Here is a 17,572-nt window from a genome sequence, read left to right on the forward strand (position 1 = left end):
GCGTTCAAATAGGAGCAACTCCATGTCGCACGACGATCCCTTTACCATCGACCTATTCGGCAATACGTCCCTTTCCTCGGGACTTGGTCTCGGCGTCACCGCCTTTTCCGACTTCGTTCCGGATGACGACGATGACGATCCCACGCCATCTTCGCCAGCGCCAGCCGTGTTGGTTCATCCGGCGAAATCCAGCACCACATCTTCACCGAGCGTGGCCGACGCCGAGAACTTCCGTCTCGCTGGCGATCGCGGTCTCGCCGGAGGCTGGAAACGACGCGCGCAGGACAATCTTGCCGCGATCCGGCTGGCAGCCGACATTGAAGCAGAGGACCGTCCGGCCACGCGCGCGGAACAGGAACAGCTTGCTCGCTTCACCGGTTTCGGCGCATCCGAGCTCGCCAACGGCATATTCCGCCGTCCTGGCGATGACGCGTTTCCGGATGGCTGGGACGAAATCGGAACAGAACTGCGTGATGCGGTCTCTGGTCAGGAGTACGCCTCGCTCGCTCGATGCACCCAATATGCGCATTTTACACCAGAGTTTATCATTCGAGGCATTTGGTCCGGGCTGAAGCGGCTCGGCTGGCGTGGCGGGCGCGTGCTTGAGCCAGGTATCGGTACGGGGCTGTTTCCCGCCCTGATGCCCGATGAGTTTCACGATGTGGCCCATGTCACCGGCATCGAGCTCGATCCGGTCACAGCACGGATCGCCAGGTTATTGCAGCCACGCGCGCGCATCCTCAATGGCGACTTCGCTCGAACCGATCTGCCCGCGCATTTCGATCTGGCGATCGGCAACCCGCCGTTTTCGGATCGCACGCTTCGCTCCGATCGTGAGTACAGAACGATGGGCTTGCGGCTGCATGACTATTTCATCGCGCGGTCAATCGATTTGCTGAAGCCCGGCGCATTGGCCGCCTTCGTCACCAGTTCGGGCACAATGGACAAATCGGATTCCTCGGCGCGCGAACATATAGCGAAATCGGCAGACCTCCTCGCTGCAATCCGCTTGCCGGAAGGCAGTTTCCGGGCCGACGCCGGCACGGACGTCGTCGTTGACGTGCTGTTTTTCCGGAAACGGAAGCTCGCCGAGCCCGAGGGTGATCTCTCCTGGCTCGATATTGAGGAGGTGCGGGCAGCGACGCAAGATGAAGGCATGATCCGCGTCAATCGCTGGTTTGCCCGGCACCCGGATTTCGTGCTGGGCACACATGCCTTGACCATAGGTCCTTTCGGCGAAACCTACACGTGCCTGCCACAGTCCGGCGATGATCTCGACGCCGCACTCTCGGCCGCTGTCAGTCTCCTCCCGGAAGGCATCTATGACGGTGAGCCAACACCGATCGATTTCGAGCTGGAGGAAACGGCGGACCTGCAAGGCGGCGATCTGCCTGCCGAGCAGCATGTCCGTGAGGGCAGCTTCTTCGTCGCCAGGAACGCCGCGCTGATGCAGATGATCGCTGGCTCGCCCGTGACGATTACCGTTCGCAAGGGCAGGAGCTCGGAGGGCGTCTCGGAAAAGCACACTCGCATCATCCGCAAATTCATTCCGGTTCGCGATGCCGTGCGCGAGGTGCTGAAGGCCCAGGAACTCGACCAGCCGTGGAAGCCGGCACAGGTGAAGCTGCGTATCGCCTGGTCAAGTTTCGTGCGGGAGTTCGGCCCGATCAATTTCACAAGCGTCTCCGTTTCGGAGGATGAGGAGACGGGGGAGGTTCGCGAGACGCATCGCCGTCCCAATCTTCAACCATTTCTGGATGATCCCGATTGCTGGCTGGTGGCCTCGATCGAGGACTACGACCTCGAGACCAATACAGCCAAGCCCGGGGCGATCTTCACGGAACGGGTGATTGCGCCGCCTTCGGCGCCGATCATCACTTCGCCGACCGATGCGCTTGCCGTCGTACTGAACGAGCGCGGCCATGTGGACATCCATCATATCGCCGAATTGCTGCATCAGGGCGTCGATGATGTCGTCGCAAGTCTAGGCGATGCGATCTATCATGATCCGGAGACCGGTGCCTGGGAGACGGCCGACGCCTATCTCTCCGGTCAGGTTCGAGACAAGCTCAAGGCGGCGGAAGCCGCCGCAGGGCTCGATCCGGCGTTCGAACGCAATGTTCGTTCACTGGCCGACGTCCAACCGGCTGACCTTCGTCCCTCCGATATCACGGCTCGCCTCGGCGCTCCGTGGATACCCGCTGCTGATGTGGTCGCCTTCGTGAAGGAGACGATGAATGTCGACATCAAGATCCACCATATGCCGGAACTGGCGTCCTGGACAGTCGAGGCCCATCAACTTGGATATATAGCGGCCGGCACTTCCGAATGGGGAACAGATCGCCGCCATGCGGGCGAGCTAATCGCCGATGCGCTCAACAGCCGCGTACCGCAGATTTTCGACACGGTGAAGGAGGGTGACAGCGAAAAGCGCGTGCTCAACGTCGTTGACACTGAGGCGGCCAAGGAGAAGCTCACCAAGATCAAGACCGCGTTCCAGAATTGGATCTGGTCCGATCCAGATCGGACCGACCGGTTGGCGCGGGTCTATAACGACCGCTTCAACAACATCGCCCCGCGAAGTTTCAACGGGGACCATCTCAAACTTCCAGGCGCCTCAGGCGCCTTTTCTCTTTATGGGCATCAGCTGCGCGGAATCTGGCGTATCATCTCGGCAGGCTCGACCTATCTTGCCCACGCGGTCGGCGCCGGCAAAACCATGACCATGGCAGCCGCCATCATGGAGCAGCGCCGGCTGGGCCTGATCGCCAAGGCCATGTTGGTCGTCCCGGGCCATTGCCTGGCGCAGGCCGCCAGAGAATTCCTGGCTCTCTACCCGACCGCCCGCATCCTCGTGGCGGACGAGACGAACTTCACCAAGGATAAGCGACATCGGTTCCTGTCGCGCGCCGCAACGGCAAGTTGGGACGCGATCATCATCACGCATTCAGCATTCCGCTTCATTGGCGTGCCATCTGCCTTCGAGCAGCAGATGATTCACGACGAGCTTGAGCTCTATGAGACGCTGCTGACCAAAGTCGAAAGCGACGACCGCGTCTCTCGTAAGCGTCTCGAACGGCTGAAGGAAGGGTTGCAGGAAAGGCTCGAAGCGCTTTCCACACGCAAGGATGATCTGCTGACCATCTCGGAGATCGGTGTCGACCAGATCATCGTCGATGAGGCGCAGGAGTTCCGCAAGCTCTCCTTCGCGACCAACATGTCTACACTCAAGGGGGTCGATCCGAACGGATCGCAACGCGCCTGGGACCTCTATGTGAAGTCGCGCTTCGTTGAGACGAAGAACCCGGGCAGGGCGCTCGTGCTGGCGTCCGGCACGCCGATCACCAACACGCTTGGCGAGATGTTCTCAGTGCAACGCTACCTCGGCTACCAGGCGCTGCTGCAGCGCGGGCTACACGAGTTCGATGCCTGGGCTTCGACCTTTGGCGACGTCACGACGGAGCTCGAGCTCCAGCCTTCGGGCAAATACAAGCCGGTGACGCGCTTCGCCACTTTCGTCAACGTGCCCGAACTCATCGCCATGTTCCGAAGCTTCGCGGATGTGGTGATGCCTGAGGACCTTCGGCAGTATGTCAAGGTACCAGCACTCTCGATGGGGGCACGGCAGATCAGGACCTCGAAGCCGTCACCAGCATTCAAGCGCTACCAGATGGTGCTCGATGCGCGGATCAAGGCCATCGAGGAACGCGAACGGCCGCCGGAACCAGGCGACGATATCCTGCTCTCGGTCATCACGGATGGCCGCCATGCAGCGATCGATCTTCGTCTCGTCGATCCGGACAATGACAATGAGCCGGAAAACAAACTCAACGATCTCATATTGAACGCATATCGTATCTGGCAGGAGACAGCTGACAACGGCTATGTCCGTTCCGACGGCAAGCCCTTCGAACTCCCGGGCGCCGCTCAAATGATCTTCTCCGACCTCGGCACGATCAACGTCGAGAAGAGCCGCGGCTTCTCGGCCTATCGCTGGATCAGGGACGAGCTCGTTCGCTTAGGCGTTCCGCCAAGCGAGATTGCCTTCATGCAGGACTATAAGAAATCTGACGCCAAGCAGCGGCTCTTCGGCGACGTTCGAGCTGGCAAGGTCCGCTTCTTGATCGGCAGTTCCGAGACGATGGGGACCGGTGTCAATGCGCAGCTCAGGCTGAAGGCGCTGCATCATCTCGACGTGCCGTGGCTGCCCTCGCAGATCGAACAGCGCGAGGGACGTATCCTGCGACAGGGCAACCAGCATGATGCCATCGATATCTTCGCCTATGCCACGGAAGGTTCGATGGACGCGCAGATGTGGCAGAACAACGAGCGCAAGGCCCGCTTCATCGCCGCGGCGCTTTCCGGTGACACCTCCATCCGCCGGCTTGAGGATATGGGTGAAGGCCAGGCCAACCAGTTCGCGATGGCCAAGGCCATTGCGAGCGGAGATCCGCGTCTGATGCAGAAGGCGGGCCTGGAAGCCGACATCGTGCGCCTCGAACGGTTGCGGGCCGCCCATATCGACGATGAACACGCAGTGCGCAGGCAGATCCGCGATGCCGAGCGCGATATCGAGTATTCGACGCGGCGGATCCGTGGAGTTGGACAGGATATCGAGCGCCTTGTCCCGACTGGCGGACATGCGTTCAGAATGGAGGTCGGCGACGATACCTTCACGGAACGCAAACTTGCCGGCCGCGCCCTCATGAAGGAAATCTTGACCTTGATTCAGCTCCAGCAGACTGGCGAGAGGGTCATCGCCTCGCTCGGAGGGTTCGACCTCGAATATTCCGGCGAACGCTTCGGCAAGGACGGCTATCGCTACACCACCGTGCTGCTGCGCACGGGCGCCGAATATGAGATCGAGCTTCCGGTCACGACCACGCCGCTCGGTGCGGTCGCCCGCCTGCAGAACGCGCTCTCCGGGTTCGATGATGAGCTGGAGCGCTATCGCCAGCGGCTCGCCGATGCGAAGCGACGGCTCACCTCTTATGAAACGCGGCAGGGCGGTGAGTTCGCCTTCGCCGGCGAACTGACCAACAAGCGCAAACAGTTGTCGGAAATCGAGGCTGATCTCGCCAGTGAAGGTGACGAAATACGGCAAGCCGCCTGACAACCACCGAAAATCTAGATTACTGCAGGTCGCGCACGGGCAAGCTCGCGCGCGGCTTGCTCGCTGTCGACGAACATGAGCGTGAGACCCATTGGCGAGGATACCTTCTCAATTGACATCTTGATCGGCGAGGGACGTTCCTTTCGTCAGGTGACGGGTTATCCCAATATGCTGATCAGCTATCGGAAGGTTGCCGGCAACCTTCAAGCCAAACGTCGCTCAACCCCTCGGGCGCGCACGTTCCTGCCACCAGACGTTCAATCCGGCCGACACGTTCATTGAGCGCGGTATCGTTCTCTCCAAGCTTGTATGATCCCGGCGCGATAAGAACGGCTACCAGTCGAATGAACTCCGTGTTGCTTAACTCTGCGGGCGGACGCCCATAGATCGCGGAACTTGCCGTATGGAAGCCGGTCATCCAGCCTTCCGGGCCTTGGCCCATTTCCAGTGTATCGAGCCAAAGGGCAAGTATCTGGTCCTTGGAAAGCCTGCTTTCCAAACCCATTGCGTATACGGTTTGTCGAACCTTCCCTACACCCGGATGGAATTCTTCGAAGGCGAGACGCTTGGAAACCGATTGCGTGATTGTGGTCGCGCCAGCGCCGGCGGACGAAAAATCCACTCCGGTGTGATTAGCGAAATTTGGGTCTTCGACTGCCATCAATATAGCCAGATGCCCCGCCCCAAGCGAGGCTCCCCCGCGCCCCTGCGCTATCAAATCATCAGCGCGTTGAGCTAACTGCGGAGCGTCCGAAAGAGCATCCCAGTATCCTTTTCCGCCGTAAGCAACGGTCGCGATGATCAGCAAACCTAAAAGAAGACCTGCGAACTTGAAAATTCGTCTCATGCGATCTCTCAATCGGTAACATGTCGGCCAGCACCAGAGGCCACAAGACATTAAATTGTTGCGGAATTTGGGTTCCTTTGTCGCAAAATTCCCGCCACTTGCGACAAGCATATGTGACGTAGCAGGTCTCAGGATTTCCGCGACAACCCCGTTAGCTTTCGTCAGTCCGCCGACGCGCGATATAGAGACTTGTTATCATGTTCCGCACGACGCGATTTCCAAAGTCCTCGCGGGCAATGCGGCCTAACTCGGCCAGCACCGCCGTGCAGTCGGCACGGGCGTTTACGTTCGAGTAGGTGGCATACAACGCCACCGTCTGCTCCGCATCGAGAACCAAAGACCATCGCCGCGCTTCGTTCTCCACGAGATCGAACGCATTGCTGCATTTCAGCGCCGCTAATCGAGCCACCGAATCCAACGCGAAGGGGATACCCTTTTCTCCGGCCGAAGGACTGGCGGGAGCCTCCAGCAGTTCCTTGGTCGCTTCGTGAAACGGATCGGGCCGGCTGTCGTCACCGAACACGTTCCATAACGCCGCCCACCATCCTCCGGGGCGAAGCAAGCTGGCGATCTTCACGAGTGCCGAGTTTTCGTCCAGCCAATGAAAAGCCGTGGCGCTCACGCCTAAATCAAAGTTTTCCTTTTCCAGCGCCGCACCCTCGAATGAGGAAACCATAATGGTCAAAGCGTTGTCGGGATTGGTGGCGCGCAGGAAATCGGCAAGGCGTTGGTCCGGCTCTATGGCCACCAGAGGGTCCGCGCCGAGTTCGAGCAGCCGATGTGTCGCGGTACCGGTGCCCGCCCCGATCTCGAACACCGTAGCATTGCGGCGCAAGCCGCATCGCGTGGTCAGGGTGTCATACACCCATTCGGGATATTCAGGACGTGCGCCATGATAGCCAGCGGGGTTTTCGCCGAAAGCCTGACGGCCGAACTCCTTTGCAAGTCTGTCCGTAGCTATGTGCATCCCGCCAACTTTCGCAAAAATCCCGAAACCTCCGACACTATCAACGCAGATTATGGAGCCGCCGCCGCGATCTGCTGCAACAGGTTGACGAAATGGCTGGTTCGCACGCCCTCCGGGTTCTGTGCCGGGTCAACGATCTGAGCCACCACCAGCCACTTCGAGGGAACGAAGGCGATAGCCTGGCCGCCGTAACCGGATGCCAGGCCAGCGCCGGGGCCGAAGACTTGGGGATTCAGCGTCCACCAAAGATAGCCGTATCCCATGCTCCCGCGATCGGTAGCGGAATAGTCGATCGTGGACTCTCTCACTCACGAGGCCGGGATGATCTGTCTACCGTTCCAACGGCCGCCATCAAGAAAGAGCTGGCCGAAGCGCGCCGCGTCTCTGGCGCTGAGACTGAACGGATAGGCCGGGTGCTCCGACTGACGTTCGGCAATATACCTGCCATCCCGCGCCGAAAAATCCTCCATGCCGATCGGCGCGGCGATCCGCTGCGCAAAGCTCTGGAAAATGTCCTCCCCGGTCTGTTGCTGGTAGATCGTGCCAAGCGCATTGAAGTCCCAATTATTATACCAACAGAAGGTGCCGAGGGCGTGACTGCCGCGCTCGGGCCTGTTGCGCCGCATGTCACCGGTTTCATAGGCGGCAGGATGATAGAGGCCGGATCGCGCCATGAGCAGATCGCGCACGGTCGCCTGCTTCTCGGCCGCCGTGAGGGCGGGGGGCTTATCGTCAATGCCGAGATCGGCAAGGGTGCTGCCGAGGTCGATGTGGCCTTCGGCAACCGCGATGCCGTAGAGGGCGCTCAGTAGGCTCTTGCGGACGGAAGCGACATTCACCTCGCGGGACACATCGCCCCAACTGGCAATCACCTTGCCGTCCTGCACCACCATGACGGCCGTGGGCTTCAGCGTGGCAGCATAGTCTTGCGCCGCCTTCAGCCGCTCGACAGACCAGCCGGCCGACGCCGGATCGGCGTTCTGCCAAGGCTGCGCGCCTGCGTTTCCTGCGATGGAAAGGAAAATTATGGCAGCGATCGCGAAGATAATTCTTCGCATAAATACCCCTGAACTCTTGTCACGAAAATCCCGAAGCTGCGACAATTCAAGCTGCCTTCCGGCTGATGAACAGCCCGCTTTGCTTGCCAACCTCAAGAACACCTTTGCCCGCCTGAAATGCTTCGGTGATCACATCCCGAAACGCGTCAAGCTGCGTCTCGTCGGCTCCGTCACCGGGAGGATAGGAAGTGAGGGCCAGGAATACGTCCTCGGGCTCCGTCACTCTTAGGCGGGCCGGATGCTGCTTCATAGTCACATTTCCGAACTGCCCCTGCATGATTCGTTCAGCATCATCGTATCCGAAGGCAGCGCCGGCCGGATCCACCGGTGCGCTGCCGAACACGGTTGTCAACGCATACAGCTCGCGCATGTTGCCGACCCCGTTCGTCGTCACCGCAAGGAAGCCGCCCGGCTTCAAAACGCGGTACATTTCCGCGATGCCCGTCGATGGGTCCGGCAGGTGATAAAGCATGTGCATTGCGATCACGGCGTCAAAAGAACTGTCCTCAAATGGCAGAGCGGTCGCGTCAGCCTGTCTGCCGGTGATGGTTTCGAAGGGTAGCGCACTGCATCGTTCACTTGCTTCCTGCACCATGCCAGCAGACAGGTCGGACAGTGTGAGAGCCAGTTTCGCTGGCAATTCGTCTGACGCTGCCTCCCAGAACCAGCCGGGACCACAGCCAACATCCAGAACATGATCTCCAGTTTTCAGGGCAAGCTGACGGACTACCCACGGGAACCAGCCAATTTCCGCAATCGTATAGTGGCTATTCAGGCGAGCGCGTGCGGCGAGTTTCCGGCTATCGCCGTATTGCTTGTCGTTTCCAGACGTGAGGGTTGACATTTGTCCCTTTCATTTTTTGTGCTTTCCAAAACCGAACCGTACCATCCGGGTGGATGACGGAGAATCAGAAAAGGAGAAGAGGGGAGAGGAAAATCCCGCTCGCAGATCGGTCGGACCGGGGACGCTAGCGCTCAACCGCGCCACTCGCAATCCCGGCCAGTCGCTCTTCGCAGGGCTGTAAGCCCCGCTTGATCTGCCCGGCAGGGATGCTCGGCCGCAGTTGCACCGGCCCGTCCGTTCCGCGGGCCGGGGGATGTCTTCGGGAAGAAGACGAGAAAGGACGCTGCGATCGGCGGCGTCCCGAACCCCCGTAAAGGAGCATCCCATGGAACTGAAGTTTGTCGATCCGCGCTCGCTGAAAGATAATCCGAACAAGGCGCGCCGCTCGAAATCCAATCCGCAGGCTGACGCCCTGCTTTTGGCGACCATTCGCGCCGTCGGCATTGTCCAGCCGCCTGTGGTGGCACCCGAAACCGACGGCGGCAACGGATTTGTCATCGATGCCGGGCACCGCCGTGTGAAGCAGGCCATTGCTGCAGGGCTCGAAGAAATCGCTGTCCTGGTCGTTGAGCGTGCCGAGGACGGTGGCGCTATGCGCTCGATTGCCGAAACGCTGGCGCACGAACAGCTCAATCCTGTCGATCAATGGCGGGCGATCGAACGGCTGGTTGCGCTCGGCTGGACCGAGGAAGCGATCGGCGTCGCGCTTGCCCTGGCGGTGCGCCAGATCCGCAAGCTCAGGCTGCTTGCCAACGTGCTGCCGGCCATGCTCGACCAGATGGCGAAGGGCGACATGCCCAATGAAGGCCAGTTGCGCACCATCGCCGCGGCCTCGCTCGAGGAGCAGAAGGAGGTCTGGAAGAAGCACAAGCCTTCCAAGGCCGATCCGCAGGTCTCGTGGTGGAGCGTTGCCCAGGGTCTGCAAAAGACCCGCATGTATGCTCGCGATGCGAGCTTCGGGGACAATCTGGCGCAGGCATATGGCATCGCCTGGGTCGAGGACCTCTTCGCACCGGCGGACCAGGATAGTCGCTATACGGCCGATGTCGAGGCGTTTCTCGGTGCCCAGCAGGAATGGATGACCAGCAATTTGCCCAAGAAGGGCGTGGTTGTCGAGGCCAACAGCTGGGGGCAGCCGGAACTGCCGAAAAAGGCCGAACGGGTCTACGGCAAGCCATCGAAATCCGATCACACGGCCATGTATCTCGACCGAGACGGCAAGGTCCAATCGGTTTCCTTCCGCATGCCGGAGGCGAAGAAGCCCAAGAAGGGCCCGCAATCCGAAGGCGAGGGTGGCGAAGCCCCGATCGTGGTCAACACACGTCCCGACGTGACTCGCAAGGGGATCGAGATGATCGGCGACCTTCGCACCGACGCTTTGCATGAAGCATTGTCGCGTGCGCCGATCGAGGACGACACGCTGATGGCGCTGCTCGTGTTGGCCTTTGCGGGCCAGAACGTGACGGTGGCGTCGGGAACCCGGGACATCTCGTATTACGGGTCGGCGAGCCTCGGTGAACACGCCGCGCGCCTGTTCGATCAGGAGGGAAAGCTCGCCTTCGACATAGACACGCTGCGAAGTGCTGTCCGCTCGCTCCTCGTGGACGTCCTGTCGTGCCGCGAAAACCGCTCGAAGAGCGGCGTTGTCGCTCGTGTCGCCGGCGACGTGATCTTCGCGGACAACTTCCTGCCCAACATGGGCACGGACGAGTTCCTGTCGTTCCTGTCGCGGCCGGCGCTCGAGGCGTCGTGCAAGGACACGTCGGTTCTGCCGCGCCAGAAGGTGAAGGACACCCGCGCCGCCCTGGTCGAGCACTTCACGGAAGGCCGTTTCGTCCACGCATCGGCGCTGTTTGCGCCTGAGCAGGAAGCACTCGCCGCCTGGCTGAAGAAGCATGAGGTCGTGGAGGAGCCTGAAGACGAGGCCGCGGCGGACCATCAGGACGGAAGCGACGATGGCGCCATCGTCGCGCCCGTGCGGAATGACCTTCCCGAGGATTCGTCACAGGCGGACGACCTCGCCGAAGACGACTACGCCGAAGGCTTCCGCGAGGCCGCCGAATAGCACGGCCTTCTTCCTCTGATCGCAATTCCGCCGCCGGCTTCATTCCGGCGGCGGTTTCGTTTCCATCACCCCAAACAGGAGGACAAAGAATGTCCGCGCAACTCGTATTTCAGGCTCCCATCGGCTCCATCATCGCCTGGTCAGACGGCACGCCACGCCCACCCGAACGCCATCGCAAGAAGCTATCGGCATGGCAAACCAACAACAGCAGCGGCCGCCTGATCCGCAAACAGGACGACCGCACCATCGGCAATGTGACCCTGCCGCCAGACTTCACACTGCATGAAGCCGATTTTGGCGCTGGCGGCATCATCGCCGTCAGAGTTTACCGAACATTCTCGCTGGGTTCCCGGCTGACCTTCACCGTCGTCGAGCGCCCGGATGTCGGATCGGTTCGCGTATTCGACCGTGCCGGCGACAACGCCGAGCTCGTCCATCTCGCCGCTGGCCGACAGGCGGCCGAGGAATGGCTGTCTCGCCACGGCTATCCCCGAGCCGTGCTTGAGGAAGTCACAGCCGACGAGGTTGCGGCCGACGCCGTTGAGGGGAGGGCGGCGGCATGACCCCTCCTGCAGCTCAAGACAGCAGCGTCAACACCCCGGGTTCGCCCGGGGTTTCTTTTGGCAAAACCGCCGACGGATTGGTCGTTGCGCTTGTCGGCGATACGGCCTTCGCAATGGCTGCGGGCCGCGACGGCAAGCACTATCTCGTCACCGGCTGGCGCATTGCCCGCCCGATGGACCAATGGCGGCGCGACGATTTTTACGGTCATTCCGGTGACCTCGCCGACGAAGCGGCCTTCCGGGCCGAGGTTACGGATAACGCCGAGCACCAGCAGGAGAAACGCGCCCTTGGTCGGCGTGACATCCGGTCTTCCGCCAATACGCCGTGGGGACCGTCGCAGGGCGCCACGGTCTATGCTGAAGGCATAACCTGCCATTCGACAGCCGGTCATGGCGGCTTTCATCTCGTGGCTGAGCGCAATCGCAAGGTCCATTCCATGCTCCGGGTGTCCGGCGGTTGGTACGAAGAAGATGCCGAATGGGCGATCGTCGCGCTGACCTTCCCGCATCTGTTCACTTCCTATGAGCGGAAACACGCGGATCGGACAATACGCGATTCCTGGCCCGACGCCTGGCAAGCGATCTTCGGCCGGGTGCTGGAGTCAGGGGAATGCCGTGAGAAAGACCGCCGCGTCTTCGAGTGCCAGCATGCCGACGACTGGATTGTCGTTTCGGCGCTCCGCTCCAATCATGAGCACGGTTTCACCGAGGTCATCGCAACAAGAGGCGGCAAGCGCACCGAGCACTCGCTCATCCGCCGCTACCTGGTTCCGAGCGACGAATATGGCGTTTCCGGCGGCCCATTCGGTTTCGTCATCGATGAGGCGCGTCACCGTCAGTATGACGGTCCGTCCAGCTTCGTCGGCTGGCAGGAAAGGGCGGTATAATGGTCCCGGCAAATCGTCGGGCGCAGCTTTTTCAGATGGAGGAAGCGTGCCGGCAGACCCAGCGTCAACTGGATCTGATCGATCGGCAAATCATCCGCCGGATGACCGCACTTATTCCTGACCTTAAGCCACAGCGCATCGGTTACCGACGCGGAAAGCCAGCCGAGCCGGGCTCTTTCCTGGAGCGATACCGATCCAATCTCTCGGCGATCACGGCCGAGAGACAGCCGGAAATCGACGCACTCTCGCGCAAGCTCGCACGCCAGGAAGAGGCGATCGCGACCTTTCGTGAACGGCATTGCCGCGATCATTCCCGCGCCGCGTGATCCGCGACGCGTCCACAATCCTTGCAATGGAGGGCGTCATGCCTGTCTTTACGATCGAAACCACCTACCATCTGCCCGTCTACCGCCAACGCAGCTATCAGGCTGCGACAGCCGAGGACGCCTGCCGTCTCGCCGTCGATGACGATGGCTGGGAGGACGGCAGCGAAGATGTCGATACGTCCGGCGAGACCTATGTCACGGGCATCTGGGAAGGCCAGGACGCTGCCTCTTCCGGCGCAACCGTCAAGATTCCCGATGCGTTCTGCGAAACCGTCCAGCGCAAGGCCGCAATGTTCGACGAACTGCTCGTGATCCTGAGGGAGCCTGCCCGGCCGATGGGATTGTCGGAGTATCAGTTCGGGAGTTGGCTGCCCCGCGCTCTTGCTCTCCGCCGGAAGGCGGACGCGATCGTCACGGGGAGGTGAACTCGCTGCGCCTCTATGTCATAGTAGCCAGCAATCCGAAGGGTTTGCAGATGGATGAGAAGACGCAGGGCGCAATCGAGCGCCTTCTTGAGGTGGCGCGCAGCGACACCGGGCAGGCCCGGCGCGTGGCCAACTTCATCCTCGCGTGGTGGAATGCGGATAGTCTCGGCGGTTTCGCTATTGCCGATCTGTTCGCCGTCGATGCGCGGATTGCCGCCGACATGGCCACAGTCTTCACCTGGCTTTCCCGCCAGAACAACGCCGTTTATCCGGAGGAATACCGTCCCGCGATCGATGCCGTAATCGCCGAATGGCGCCCTGACATCTGGGCAAAAGCGCAGGAGCCGGCGTAACGTCGATCGCGATCAGCGCTTGCGCACGAACTCGGCCCGCAGGACCAGTCCCTTGATCGCATCGTGCCGGCAGTCGATTTCTTCGGGATTGTCGGTCAGCCGGATGGACTTGATCACCGTGCCCTGTTTCAAAGTCTGGCCAGCGCCCTTGACTTTGAGGTCCTTGACCAGGACCACGGAGTCTCCGTCCGCCAAGACATTGCCAGAAGCGTCCCGGACTTCAACTTTCGGGGCTGCTGCAGCCATCTCCGAGGCTGGCCGCCACTCGCCGGTCGCGTCGTCATACATATAGTCGTCATTGCTATCGCTCATCATGGCGGTATCGCAGGCGGCGGCTGCTTTGCCAATCCCCGCGCAGTGCTCCCAATAGCCGCATTCGCTCCTCCTTGCTGCAAGGGAGAGGCGTCGCTTGACCGCCGTCAGCACTTCTATAGCGAGAGAGCCGCTTCCATCCCGCCGTGTTCGAACGCTTCCATGTAGGCTTGTGCCATTGCGCCGGTGATCCCCTCGGCCTGAAACCGGCCTCTCCAACCTGTCGATATACCCTCGGCCAGTTCGCGCGCCATGAGACGCCGTCCCCAACTGTCGGGAGCTGCGTCAGCGAAAGGCCCGCCCAAGGCGTCGCGCATGTCGCTCTGCCCGCTGGCATGAAAAGGAACGGGGGTCAGCGGAAAGCCTGGTGACAGCGCGAAAGCCTGCGGATGACGCAACCATGATTCGGCGTAGATGAACGTCGAGTGCTGCCGTCGTCCGTCGCTCTCAAAGAGCAGGCGGCCAATTTCGATCTTCTGTTCTCCAAGGGCGACCAGAGCTTCCGGCATCAGAACGCCGTCCCCTCATCGTCGCCCGAACCGCCCGCCGACCCCTTGTCGCGGCTTTCTCTCCCTGCGGTCGTTCGTGGCCGATCGATGCGCTTGGGCAGTCTTTCGCGGTCGAGCATCAGGCCGGTATCATCGACAGACGGATCGAGCAGTTCTTCCAGCCGTAGCAATTCTCCCAGCGCGAGCAGCGCCATGGCGAACGTGCCGAGCCTGACGCCAGGGTCGCCTTTTTCGAGCCTGAACACGGTGCCTTCGGCAACGCCGAGGCGGTCGGCAAAATCCTTGGTGGCGATGCGGCGCTTTTTCCGGGCGATCTGGATGTTCTGCCCGAGCTGACGCAACGCCCGATCCACGCGCAGGGATGACATCGCTAGCTCTCATATTTCATAGCTGGCCGTATATTAACTGCAAAATGCAGAAGCGACAATCCCGGACTGCCGCAAGCGTCGAAAAATCGCAGTAAATGACTTATTAGCTATCATATAGGCAAGCTAGACTACGTTGGGTGCTGGTGGCCGCATCAATACCACGGGGTGGCTACAATGCAGGCAGATGGTCATGGCCATCTGTCCTTCTGTTCCTGTGTCGAAAGTCGGGTACTTGCTGGCCTCCCTTCGTTCGGTGTGCGGTCCTAAACCGGCGGCCGTACGCTTCAAGGCCGCGTTCCGCGCCGCGCTGCGGCCGGGAAGGCCGGTCTCGACATAGCAGGCCCGCGTCCCGCGCGAGGGCAAAAAGCCCTGCTTGTCCGCAAACCTGCTTTGCTCGCCCCTGGCTCTCCCGGACCCTGAAGCGCCCGTTCCTCCGCCGGTTTTTCCTGACCGCGCCCGAAGGGAGGGCCGGCAAGGAGCCGGTCCGAGCCTTCGGAAAAACCGAAGGAAAGGAAATCCCATGACAAAGACCGCTCGCAATCCTCGCCAGTCCGCCCGTGTCGTGCCGCTGCGCAAAGGCACCACTCTCGAAATGGTCCGGCTTGCCTGCCCTGATGTGACACAGGCTTCCCTCATTGCTGAAAGTTTCGGCCTGCTCATTCTCGACAGCGACGGCATCCGCGACCTGCATGAGCGTCTCATAATCGAAACCGCCGACGCACTCAACGAAGGCCTGGGCGAGCGAGCCATGCAAATCCATCTGCAGCGGATCATCGGAGCCTTCGTCGGTTCGGCCCATGGCGCCGGCCAATTCTACAGCCGAGCCGTAACCGAAGCACGCGACGTCACCGCCAAGGCGGCGAACGACCTTCGCGACGAAGATCTTGATGGACCCGTTGGCTTCGACAGCGCCGCTCAGCGAAAGCGCGAATTTGCAGCCGACATGGGGGTCCAGTCCCACGCGCTGCGTATGGCAGCCGAAGGCGCCGTTAGAGCCTATGAGCACGTTGTCGGCGAGAAGTGGAAGCCGTTCGAGCGTGCCGTCGAGAACCCCGGCCAGACCGTAAACCGCAAAGCCGCTGAACTCCAGATGGCGGCTCTCGGATAATCTGCCTGGGGGTGAGGCTTCGGCCTTGCCCCCTTCTCCCGGCAGCATGCTCGTTGCAATATCGACCCTTGCAGCACCTAGTCGCTGAGCACAGCTTTCATTTGGCTGATTTCATCGATCAGTCGAGCCTGCTGATCGTCGAACCATTCTGCACTCGCGTTTCCGAAATACGGCTTCTGGAAGCTGAAGAAGGTACCGCTGCCCGACACCTCGACTGCGTTCAATGCTTCGAGATGCTGCTTGGCCTTCTGACTGATACCGGACACTTCGTCGGTGCAGAGCGGTGATGAACGGCGATTTCGCCAATTGTTCCACTTAATCTTCGCGTTGACCTCCGTTCGCGCCGCTTCCCATTCATCACAAAGAGATTTTGCTGCGAGGACGCGATCGTCGATTGAGACCACGAACGCCCCATAGCTCATGCGAATTTCCTTGAGTTCGGTTTCGGTCTTCGCCCGGGCTTCCTGTTCCGCACGCACCCTTTTCTCTTGCGCGGCACGGCGGTTCGCCTCATCGGTGGTTTCTTTGAGCTTCTCGATCCGCTCTGCGAACTCCTTGTTTTCGAAATGTGCGAGCTTGAACCCCATCGGGTTCTTTGCCGGGTTCTTCACCGTTTCATCGAAGTTCTTCCGGCACTCGGTCTTTATCTGACCAAGGATTTCATCTGGCATATCCTTGACGATCTCGTCGGCGAGCCCAGACAGAAGCTGAACACACTCGACCGTCCTTTTCGATATGCTCAACGGCGCGTCCGATCCGAGAAAAGATGAACTCGATCCAACGAGCTGAAGCAATTGTTCATCCGTGGCTTCGGGGAATTTCTCGCCGCAGGCCGCCAGCAAAGGGAGTACGGCCATTCCGACTGCAAGTCCGCGCACCGATCTCAATGAAAAAACTAATCCGGACAATACCTTACCCTACCTCTTCAGTGTGTTCTTCAAGGTAAATGGCTTACCTTCAGCGAGTCCTGTTCTCAACCCATTTGTCCGCTTGCTCGCCTCAAAATATGATAAACAATCAACAATACTCGCGAGCAGCAAAACGCCGCACAGTTTGCGTCGTAACTTGAGATCGAAATTCTGAGATTTGGCTTTGGCGGATCGGCGACGAAATTATTGAGCAGTCGCGGGTCTGTGGTCTGTTCTCGCTGCGGCTCTGTCAGCGGATTCCCGCCGATGTTTAGCGGGATCAGCATCTCGTTTCAGCGGCAGGCAGGGCGTAGCCGGTTGGAGTAACGCCGAAAGCACGACGGAAGTGGCCGCTAAAGTGGCTCTGGTCATAGAAAGGCTTGCGGCGACGGACGCTGCCGAGAGTCCTTCGGCGAGGAGCCGCTTTGCCGCGTCAAAGACGGCGCGCACATTGCGCTGCGTTCCAATCCCGCTCTCTTTGGATGGCTTCCTGGTCCGGCTCCGGATCTTCCACGATCAACCCGCAAGGGGTCCGCTAGCAAGCTGCGGCCGCTTGGCTTCGCCGGCGCGGTGATCGCGACCGGGCGCCGGCCCTTTTGAGGAGCCATCGAGCGGGAATTGGCCCGCTCCACAGATGGAGCCTCAGATGTCGCACAACTTGGAACTCGCACAAAAGCACGCCTGGAACCTCGCCCGCACCCTGATGACCACAGTCATCCTCTTCAAATCCGACAACGAATACGGCGTCCTGCCCGCCGACGAACTCGACGACACCGAAGTAAACGCTCTCTTCGAATATGACCCTTACAGCGGCGGCAGGTCGGTTCATTGAACCGACCCTTCACCGGTTGCCTCCTTGTCCGCAAGCGCCCTGCCTGGCAGGGCGCTTTCGTGCCGTTCGAGCGACAATTGCCGCGGC

Annotated in this window: 18 protein-coding genes; 9 read left to right on the forward strand and 9 right to left on the reverse strand. The window is 60.6% G+C overall.

Annotated features, from left to right (window positions below; all coding sequences use genetic code 11):
• Positions 1–22 precede the first annotated feature (22 nt).
• Positions 23–5,113: an Eco57I restriction-modification methylase domain-containing protein gene (locus ACTJJ7_RS11655; protein WP_353574531.1), complete on the forward strand. Its 5,091-nt coding sequence runs from the start codon at positions 23–25 to the stop codon at positions 5,111–5,113.
• Positions 5,114–5,288: 175 nt separating this feature from the next.
• Here ACTJJ7_RS11655 and ACTJJ7_RS11660 read toward each other — a convergent pair whose 3' ends face one another.
• From ACTJJ7_RS11660 to ACTJJ7_RS11680, 5 genes are all read right to left on the reverse strand, one after another.
• On the reverse strand, positions 5,289–5,960 hold the full coding sequence (locus ACTJJ7_RS11660) for a transglycosylase domain-containing protein (RefSeq protein WP_353574530.1): 672 nt from the start codon (positions 5,958–5,960) through the stop codon (positions 5,289–5,291).
• Between the two features lie 151 nt (positions 5,961–6,111).
• On the reverse strand, positions 6,112–6,927 hold the full coding sequence (locus ACTJJ7_RS11665) for a class I SAM-dependent methyltransferase (protein WP_353574529.1): 816 nt from the start codon (positions 6,925–6,927) through the stop codon (positions 6,112–6,114).
• A 50-nt stretch (positions 6,928–6,977) separates the two neighbouring features.
• Positions 6,978–7,235 (reverse strand): hypothetical protein, encoded by a 258-nt coding sequence (locus tag ACTJJ7_RS11670; RefSeq protein ID WP_353574528.1) that lies wholly within the window; start codon positions 7,233–7,235, stop codon positions 6,978–6,980.
• The gene (locus tag ACTJJ7_RS11675) at positions 7,236–7,985 is read right to left on the reverse strand and encodes a serine hydrolase domain-containing protein (protein WP_440967167.1); all 750 of its coding nucleotides are present in this window, start codon (positions 7,983–7,985) and stop codon (positions 7,236–7,238) included.
• 46 nt (positions 7,986–8,031) lie between these two features.
• A complete protein-coding gene (locus ACTJJ7_RS11680) occupies positions 8,032–8,829 on the reverse strand; it encodes a class I SAM-dependent methyltransferase (RefSeq protein ID WP_353574526.1) in 798 nt (265 codons plus the stop codon).
• A gap of 325 nt (positions 8,830–9,154) precedes the next feature.
• Here ACTJJ7_RS11680 and ACTJJ7_RS11685 point away from each other — a divergent pair, with 325 nt between their 5' ends.
• The 6 genes from ACTJJ7_RS11685 (at position 9,155) to ACTJJ7_RS11710 (ending at position 13,448) form a co-directional block, all read left to right on the forward strand.
• The gene (locus ACTJJ7_RS11685; RefSeq protein ID WP_353574525.1) at positions 9,155–10,894 is read left to right on the forward strand and encodes a ParB N-terminal domain-containing protein; all 1,740 of its coding nucleotides are present in this window, start codon (positions 9,155–9,157) and stop codon (positions 10,892–10,894) included.
• Between the two features lie 89 nt (positions 10,895–10,983).
• Positions 10,984–11,457 carry a hypothetical protein gene (locus tag ACTJJ7_RS11690; RefSeq protein ID WP_353574524.1) on the forward strand — a complete coding sequence of 158 codons (474 nt, stop codon included), beginning with the start codon at positions 10,984–10,986 and terminating at the stop codon, positions 11,455–11,457.
• A complete protein-coding gene (locus ACTJJ7_RS11695) occupies positions 11,454–12,344 on the forward strand; it encodes a DUF7007 domain-containing protein (RefSeq protein ID WP_353574523.1) in 891 nt (296 codons plus the stop codon). Before ACTJJ7_RS11690 ends, ACTJJ7_RS11695 begins: the two co-directional genes overlap by 4 nt.
• Positions 12,344–12,670, forward strand: a complete 327-nt coding sequence (locus ACTJJ7_RS11700; protein WP_353574522.1) for a hypothetical protein — start codon at positions 12,344–12,346, stop codon at positions 12,668–12,670. Before ACTJJ7_RS11695 ends, ACTJJ7_RS11700 begins: the two co-directional genes overlap by 1 nt.
• Positions 12,671–12,708: 38 nt before the next feature.
• Positions 12,709–13,095, forward strand: a complete 387-nt coding sequence (locus ACTJJ7_RS11705) for a hypothetical protein (protein ID WP_353574521.1) — start codon at positions 12,709–12,711, stop codon at positions 13,093–13,095.
• Positions 13,096–13,145: 50 nt separating this feature from the next.
• Complete coding sequence (locus tag ACTJJ7_RS11710) at positions 13,146–13,448, forward strand: DUF7673 family protein (RefSeq protein WP_353574520.1); 303 nt, start codon at positions 13,146–13,148, stop codon at positions 13,446–13,448.
• Between the two features lie 12 nt (positions 13,449–13,460).
• On the opposite strand, the gene ACTJJ7_RS11715 is transcribed toward ACTJJ7_RS11710, so the two are convergent.
• The 3 genes from ACTJJ7_RS11715 to ACTJJ7_RS11725 all read right to left on the reverse strand — a co-directional run bounded on the left by ACTJJ7_RS11715 (position 13,461) and on the right by ACTJJ7_RS11725 (position 14,637).
• A complete protein-coding gene (locus tag ACTJJ7_RS11715) occupies positions 13,461–13,760 on the reverse strand; it encodes an alkylphosphonate utilization protein (RefSeq protein WP_353574562.1) in 300 nt (99 codons plus the stop codon).
• Between the two features lie 116 nt (positions 13,761–13,876).
• A complete protein-coding gene (locus ACTJJ7_RS11720) occupies positions 13,877–14,269 on the reverse strand; it encodes a HipA N-terminal domain-containing protein (RefSeq protein ID WP_353574519.1) in 393 nt (130 codons plus the stop codon).
• Entirely contained in the window at positions 14,269–14,637 is a 369-nt protein-coding gene (locus ACTJJ7_RS11725; protein WP_353574518.1) for an XRE family transcriptional regulator, read from the reverse strand. Before ACTJJ7_RS11725 ends, ACTJJ7_RS11720 begins: the two co-directional genes overlap by 1 nt.
• Before the next feature lie 520 nt (positions 14,638–15,157).
• Between ACTJJ7_RS11725 and ACTJJ7_RS11730 the strand changes: the two genes are divergently transcribed.
• Entirely contained in the window at positions 15,158–15,745 is a 588-nt protein-coding gene (locus ACTJJ7_RS11730; protein ID WP_440967170.1) for a hypothetical protein, read from the forward strand.
• A gap of 77 nt (positions 15,746–15,822) precedes the next feature.
• Here the strand turns inward: ACTJJ7_RS11730 and ACTJJ7_RS11735 are convergent, their stop codons facing one another.
• The gene (locus ACTJJ7_RS11735) at positions 15,823–16,602 is read right to left on the reverse strand and encodes a hypothetical protein (protein WP_353574516.1); all 780 of its coding nucleotides are present in this window, start codon (positions 16,600–16,602) and stop codon (positions 15,823–15,825) included.
• A gap of 697 nt (positions 16,603–17,299) precedes the next feature.
• Here ACTJJ7_RS11735 and ACTJJ7_RS11740 point away from each other — a divergent pair.
• Positions 17,300–17,485, forward strand: coding sequence for a hypothetical protein (locus ACTJJ7_RS11740; protein ID WP_353574515.1), 186 nt, complete (start codon positions 17,300–17,302; stop codon positions 17,483–17,485).
• Positions 17,486–17,572 lie beyond the last annotated feature (87 nt).

This window comes from Phyllobacterium sp. 22229, from assembly GCF_052056495.1.
In the GTDB taxonomy this organism is placed as follows: domain Bacteria; phylum Pseudomonadota; class Alphaproteobacteria; order Rhizobiales; family Rhizobiaceae; genus Phyllobacterium; species Phyllobacterium myrsinacearum.